The organism is Kaarinaea lacus, assembly GCF_975902315.1.
The window spans coordinates 1-4270 of record NZ_CDLKIE010000202.1 but is presented as its reverse complement, the minus strand read 5'-3'; the positions used below and the strand labels follow the sequence as shown (position 1 = coordinate 4270).

The 4270-nt window shown below is 43.6% G+C and carries 5 protein-coding genes; all 5 read right to left on the bottom strand.

What is annotated here, in order from left to right; translation table 11 throughout:
• Positions 1 to 186, bottom strand: a 186-nt coding sequence (locus tag ACWVCM_RS06025) for a hypothetical protein (protein WP_455200820.1), incomplete at its 3' end; no start/stop codon positions are given.
• 36 nt (positions 187 to 222) lie between these two features.
• Positions 223 to 852, bottom strand: coding sequence for a TMEM175 family protein (locus ACWVCM_RS06020; RefSeq protein WP_455200819.1), 630 nt, complete (start codon positions 850 to 852; stop codon positions 223 to 225).
• Positions 853 to 927: 75 nt separating this feature from the next.
• Positions 928 to 2580, bottom strand: coding sequence for a mechanosensitive ion channel family protein (locus ACWVCM_RS06015; RefSeq protein ID WP_455200818.1), 1653 nt, complete (start codon positions 2578 to 2580; stop codon positions 928 to 930).
• A gap of 105 nt (positions 2581 to 2685) precedes the next feature.
• Positions 2686 to 3633: a HupE/UreJ family protein gene (locus ACWVCM_RS06010; protein ID WP_455200817.1), complete on the bottom strand. Its 948-nt coding sequence runs from the start codon at positions 3631 to 3633 to the stop codon at positions 2686 to 2688.
• Positions 3634 to 3671: 38 nt separating this feature from the next.
• The coding region (locus ACWVCM_RS06005; RefSeq protein ID WP_455200816.1) for a peptidylprolyl isomerase at positions 3672 to 4270 on the bottom strand (599 nt) is incomplete at its 5' end.

Genomic DNA, 4270 nt, shown 5'->3' with positions numbered 1-4270 from the left:
CGCTGACCAAAATAATTGAGACTTTTGTGTGACTGCCGCAAGCGCTACAATAAACAAAAAAGAGACCACCAAATCGGTAAGAAAGGAAATATCGAAAAAAGGTACTACAATATATAGCGACAACAGTACTAACAGCAGAAAGCTGAATCTGAATCGTTTAACAAACTTGTTTTCGATGAGCTTCACACACACCCCTTTTATAAAATGTATTTAATGTGCTTGCTAATTCGCTAATTTTACTGTTTTACTCTTTTTATAGAAATACTTACGAACCAAAGGATATAAAAACCAGGATAATTCCCATGCTAAAGGACCAATAAAAGCAAAGGGTATAGTTGTAAGAGCCGTCACCGGCTCCGCAAAATTTCTTTGCCGGATCTGATTAGCCTTGTCCTGAGGTAATTCTTTGGACAAAAGATCATGGGTCGCTGCATAATGCCAGCCCCAGTATGAGAAAGCCCCTACGAGAAAGACTGTTACGCTCTCAAATGTTCGACTATCCGCTGCTGCCTCAAAAGCCAAACCAACTCCGATGGCATACAGAAATAATAAAAGAAAGAATATTTGAAATATAGAAATTCCGGTATGTATAGGATCGGTTGATTCCAGGCAACCAAACAATTCGTTGTTTTGCACCCAATAAACGGTAACAATTAATAGCGCTAATAAAGGCAAAACAAAAGATCCCCACTCACTTAGCATCATGTCTGTTACTGTTTCCCACTGACCAACGTTTTCTTCCAGCGGCCTTGGCAACAACATAAATAATCGCCAGATTACAATACCGTACACCACATCCATTAGCATCTTGAGGCGAGATAGTTCGAGGCTGGTTCTTTTCTTTTTGGTCATGAAATTTAGTTTTTAATAAGGCTTGTCTAATTTTACTGGCACCGAAACATTCAATAAAATGCAGATTGCTGTGATTTACTTAGATAGATCTGGCGATGGCAACTCACTGCTGGGTGCTTGCGCAGGCGCCGTAAACCATTTAGCTTTTGGCACTGTTTTTGGCTCTGGCGTATCGGTCTCATATGCTGGAGTCATAATCTGCACATCATATTCATTAAATACATCCTGTATATTACGATGCAATTCGCTATATAGCTGCGTCATTTGGCCTGCGTCATCACAATATGCATTCAACTCATATGTTACCGCGAAATCTTCCAGAGACTTCTGTAAAACAAATGGTTTTTTGTCGGTGTTCAAACCCGTGGTACGTTCAGCAGCCATGAGCAGCATCGCCTCCACCTGGCGCCATGGAACTTCATAGCCAATACTAACCGTGGTATGTAAAATAAGTCCCTCTTCTAGCGCCATCGCGCTGTAATTAGTCACTTCATTATTCAGGATTAGCGAGTTGGGAACCACAATATTTTCATTTTTCAGCGATCGCAAATGAGTCACCAGTAAGCGCATTTCTAATACATCGCCAATGTTGTCACCTATTTTAACCCTGTCACCCACCTTGAATGTACGCCGATAAATCATTGTATATCCAGCGATGATATTTGACAGCATTGATGTAGAACCAAGCGAAATTAATACACCAAACAGCAAGGAAATTCCTTTAAATGCGGCTGAATCGGAGCCAGGAATGTAAGGATAGGCTATAACAACTGCGAAAACTATCATTAGCACTTTGACAATACGGTAAGTTGGCCAGGCCCATTCAGCGTCGAAATTTGCAAATCGAATACGGCTTCTTGCTATTGCAGTAAAAAACATCCGGTTGAGCTTCATTAAGTACCGCACCAGCAAAATCAGAATGATTAAGAAAAACATCTTTGGCAAATAATCAACAAACGCCCTCACCATCAGCAGTACCGGTTCAATAGTATAGTTGATTAGGCTTTGTGCAATATAACGGGTCCAGGGAAACAAGCTCAACACAGAATGAAGATAAACATAAAGTAACAGCAAGATCAGCAATACCTTGCTAAGGTTCAATAGCCCTAGTAGCAGATTCCAGATTTGTTCTGCCTGAACAATTCGCTTCGATTGCGCTTCCAGCTTTTCTACGCGCTTTTTGTAATGCCGATCGAGAAAGGTTGTGATGTGTCGAATAAAAAACAAAACACCGATAGTCAACGCAATTAGGATTACGGTAGCCACAACGATGTAGATTAAGTTTTTCGAAACAACCTCAGGCTCCCGGTCGTGACGATAAGCGACGATTACTCGTTTGATTTCTTTTTGATAGATTTCTGCCAGGGTCCTACGGTTAACTCCTTCACCCATTGCATCCAGGTTACGAATGGTCATAACTCGTTGATCACCCGCAACCAATAGGGTTCGGTCGTCTTCGACGCGAATAGCTATATTCTCAGGATCAAATGCAGGATCTTCTGCAAGTGCTTCAATCCGGTTAGCGATTCTTTTTGCGCGTTTTTTAGCTGGACTGGAGGATATACCAATAACCTTGAATAATACCTGACCGTTGACAACCACATTAGCAGAATCAAATGTCGCTTGTGGTAATGATGACTGAACTGCCTCCTGACCTAAGGCGGGCAAGGTAACGAACAACAATACAATAACCGTCAGACATACACGCGCTGGATGTATAGTCATCATAAGGAGCACCCTCGATAGCCGTTCAACGCGAAATCCAAGAACTACAATAGTTAACTCCCAACATGGTTTAAGTTGGTTTTTTTTAACTAATTTGCCAGATTACGTTTAACTCCAAAATCCCGCGACCCGCTCGATAGTCCAGAAAGCTGCGATACTGCCAATTACATAGGTCGTGACCAATTCTGCCGGTTGCAACGGAAATGCTTTTATTCGGTGGAATAACCATCCCAATGATAAAACCACACCAACAAAAAAGAGCTGACCCAGCTCAACGCCAACGTTGAAAAATACCAGGGCCAAAGGAATAGCCTGTTCGGGTAATCCCACTTCGGCTAATGCACCGGCAAATCCGAAGCCGTGTAACAAACCAAAGATAAATGCCACCATCCAGGGCCAGCGCTCGGCATAACCCACGCGGCCACGCCGACTGTGTATGATTTCAGTGGCCAGGAACAAAATACTCAGCGCGATAATTGCTTCCACGGGTTGTTGTGGCACATGCACATAGCCCAATGTGGCACCCGCCAGGGTAATGCTGTGGGCGATAGTAAAAGCAGTAATGGTCCATACCAGGCGCCTAACTCCAGAAACTATAATAAGTAGCGCGAATACAAATAGCAGATGATCGATACCCAGCAGGATGTGCTCTACACCCAGCCATAAATAAGTTCCGATGATTTCGATAGTTGATGATTCAGCAGCTACTATATAAGTAGGTCCTGCCGGGGTGAGGCGCGCGGTTTGGGAACCGCTATTCAGAAACTCCAGGCGCAGCAAAACATCGGTACTGGTAAATTGCAGGCCATCGACAGTAATGGGCTGTTCGACGATGCCGCCTTCGCAACTTACGATCCAACGTGCGATATAGGCACCACCGATAAACTGGGCATTAGGGGAGGACTTCTCTGCGCAATTCGCTGGCAGCAAGGCTTCCAGTTTTAGCTTTTTGTCTCCCTTCGCAGGAACCTTCCAGACCACGGAGAAAATATTTTCATTGGTTTCTTTTAATTCCAGGTAGCCAGGACGAATTTCATCCGCATGACTGGTCCCCACTAAGCAGAATCCGAGCAGCAAGAACATCACGCGTTGCATCATTGCACTGTCGCCTCTTTATCCTGAGATCCGTTACCCATAGCGACACTTCTCTCGGTATTGCCTGATTCCACAACTATCTCATATCGTTCGCGCAAGCTTTGGTAAAACTTCTGATTTGCATCGCGTTGCAACTCGGCGATATATTCGGTTTTTACCTTATCTCGAACTTCTTCCAAAGGCGGCAGGCTGGGCTCAGTACGTTTTTCAACTTTTACCAGATGAATGCCATACCCTGAGTCTACTGGTCCTTGCCATTGACCTGTCTTTAATTCAGCAAGCGCTTTAGTAAATTGTTCTCCGAAGATACGCGTCACCTCATAATCAGTAATGTCTGCAAAATGATAATCAAACATGAACAGATCACTGAATTGCGTCGGATCACTTTGGCTAGATTCGTTTTGCAGTTTCGCTAACAACTGCTGCGCATCAGCCATCGCCTGGTTACCACGTTTGTCCACACTCAAATAAACATGGCTAAAGTCGTAGCGGGCAGGATAAGTAAATTTTTCGGGATGTTTTTCAAGATAGGCTTGTAAATCTGCATCGGTGGGTTCAACTGGCGTGCTGATATCCTTAAATATGAACTCGATTTTTT